General features: G+C 62.3%; 1 protein-coding gene. It reads right to left on the bottom strand.

Annotated features, from left to right (window positions below):
* Positions 1-2,604: immunoglobulin-like domain-containing protein (locus RYH74_RS08375; RefSeq protein ID WP_317409255.1), on the bottom strand; the 2,604-nt coding region annotated here is incomplete at both ends.

Here is a 2,604-nt window from a genome sequence, read left to right as displayed (position 1 = left end):
CTCACGGTGACTGTCGTGGTCGCGCTGGTGTTCAGGTTTTCGAAGTTGTGGTTGCCCGCATTTGTCACGCTGACGGTCTGGGTTTCGCCGTCACGGAATACGTCATCGCTCTGGGCCACGAACGGTGCGGTGGTCGCGGTGGTGGCGTCCTTGGCGAAAGTCAGGGTCTGGCCGTTGCTCAAGGTGACGGTAAAGGCCTGGCCTGCCGGATGGCTCAGGGTGCCGGTGATGGTCGTGGTGTGGCCTTCCTGCACGGTATTACCGGTGAGGGTCAGCGTCACTTCATCGCCGCCATTCGGCGTGTCTGGGGTGCCAGGGTTGCCTGGCGTGCCCGGTTCGTCGGTGATTTGCAGGGTTACCGGGTCGCCTTTGACCAGGTTTTCAAAGACCTGTTTGCCGGTGCCTTGCTCGGTGATTCCGTTGATGGCGATACTTGGAGCACTGCTGCCGACATAGACGTCGTTCGCCAGGTTAGCGGTTTGCGAAGCGCTGACCTGGCCCGCAGGAATGTTGATCACCTCTCCGTTGCTCAGCGCGATGGACAGACCACCGTGCTGACTCAGGTCGGCACCGGCCGGGCCACTCAGGGTGATGGTGTAGGTCACCGCCTGACCTTCCATCGCCGGGTTCGGCGAGATGCTCAGCTCGGCCTTCACGGTGTCGACGGTATCGCTCACGGTGACTGTCGTGGTCGCGCTGGTGTTCAGGTTTTCGAAGTTGTGGTTGCCCGCATTTGTCACGCTGACGGTCTGGGTTTCGCCGTCACGGAATACGTCATCGCTCTGGGCCACGAACGGTGCGGTGGTCGCGGTGGTGGCGTCCTTGGCGAAAGTCAGGGTCTGGCCGTTGCTCAAGGTGACGGTAAAGGCCTGGCCTGCCGGATGGCTCAGGGTGCCGGTGATGGTCGTGGTGTGGCCTTCCTGCACGGTATTACCGGTGAGGGTCAGCGTCACTTCATCGCCGCCATTCGGCGTGTCTGGGGTGCCAGGGTTGCCTGGCGTGCCCGGTTCGTCGGTGATTTGCAGGGTTACCGGGTCGCCTTTGACCAGGTTTTCAAAGACCTGTTTGCCGGTGCCTTGCTCGGTGATTCCGTTGATGGCGATACTTGGAGCACTGCTGCCGACATAGACGTTGTCCGCCAGAACACCCGACTGCGAGCCACTGATCTGGCCCGCTGGGATGTTGATTACCTCGCCGTTGCTCAGTGCGATGGACAGGCCACCGTGCTGAGTCAGATCGGCACCGGCCGGGCCGGTCAGGGTGATGGTGTAAGTCACCGCCTGGCCTTCCACCGCCGGATTCGGCGAGATGCTCAACTCGGCCTTCACGGTGTCGACGGTGTCGCTCACGATGACGGTCGTGGTCGCGCTGGTGTTCAGGTTCTCGAAGTTGTGGTTGCCCGCATTTGTCACGCTGACGGTCTGGGTTTCGCCGTCACGGAAAACGTCATCGCTCTGTGCCACGAACGGTGCAGTGGTCGCGGTGGTGGCGTCCTTGGCGAAGGTCAGGGTCTGGCCGTTGCTCAGAGTAACGGTGAAGGCCTGGCCTGCCGGGTGGCTCAGGGTACCGGTGATGGTCGTGGTGTTGCCTTCCTGCACGGCATTGCCGGTGAGGGTCAGCGTCACTTCATCGCCGCCATTCGGCGTGCCTGGAGTGCCGGGGTTGCCTGGAGTACCCGGTTCGTCGGTGATCTGCAGGATGACCGGGTCGCCTTTGACCAAGTTCTCAAAGACCTGTTTACCCGTGCCTTGCTCGGTGATTCCGTTGATGGCGATGCTTGGAGCACTGCTGCCGACATAGACGTCGTTCGCCAGGTTAGCGGTTTGCGAAGCGCTGATCTGGCCCGCAGGGATGTTGATCACCTCGCCGTTGCTCAGCGCGATGGACAGACCTCCGTGCTGACTCAGGTCGGCACCGGCAGGACCGGACAGAGTGATGGTGTAGGTCACCGCCTGGCCTTCCACCGCCGGGTTCGGCGAAATGCTCAGCTCGGCCTTCACGGTGTCGACGGTGTCGCTCACCGTGACAGTCGTGGTGGCGCTGGTGTTCAAGTTCTCGAAGTTATGGGTGCCTGCATTCGTCACGCTGATGGTCTGGGTTTCGCCGTCGCGGTACACATCATCGCTCTGCGCCACGAACGGTGCGGTGGTTGCGGTGGTGGCGTCCTTGGCGAAGGTCAGGGTCTGGCCGTTGCTCAGGGTGACGGTGAAGGCCTGGCCTGCCGGGTGGCTCAGGGTGCCGGTGATGGTTGTGGTGTTGCCTTCCTGCACTGTATTGCCGGTGAGGGTCAGCGTCACTTCATCGCCGCCATTCGGCGTGCCAGGGGTGCCAGGGTTGCCTGGGGTGCCTGGTTCGTCGGTGATCTGCAGGGTCACCGGGTCGCCTTTGATCAGGTTTTCAAAGACCTGTTTGCCCGTGCCTTGCTCGGTGATGCCATTGATGGCGATGCTTGGGGCACTGCTGCCGACATAGACGTTGTCCGCCAGAACACCCGACTGCGAGCCACTGATCTGGCCCGCTGGGATGTTGATTACCTCGCCGTTGCTCAGTGCGATGGACAGGCCACCGTGCTGAGTCAGATCGGCACCGGCCGGGCCGGTCAGG

This window comes from Pseudomonas sp. LSJ-87 (genome assembly GCF_032971465.1).
GTDB classification, from domain to species: Bacteria; Pseudomonadota; Gammaproteobacteria; order Pseudomonadales; family Pseudomonadaceae; genus Aquipseudomonas; species Aquipseudomonas putida_Z.
Note: the sequence above shows the minus strand (reverse complement) of the source record. Positions and strands in the feature narration are given on the sequence as shown.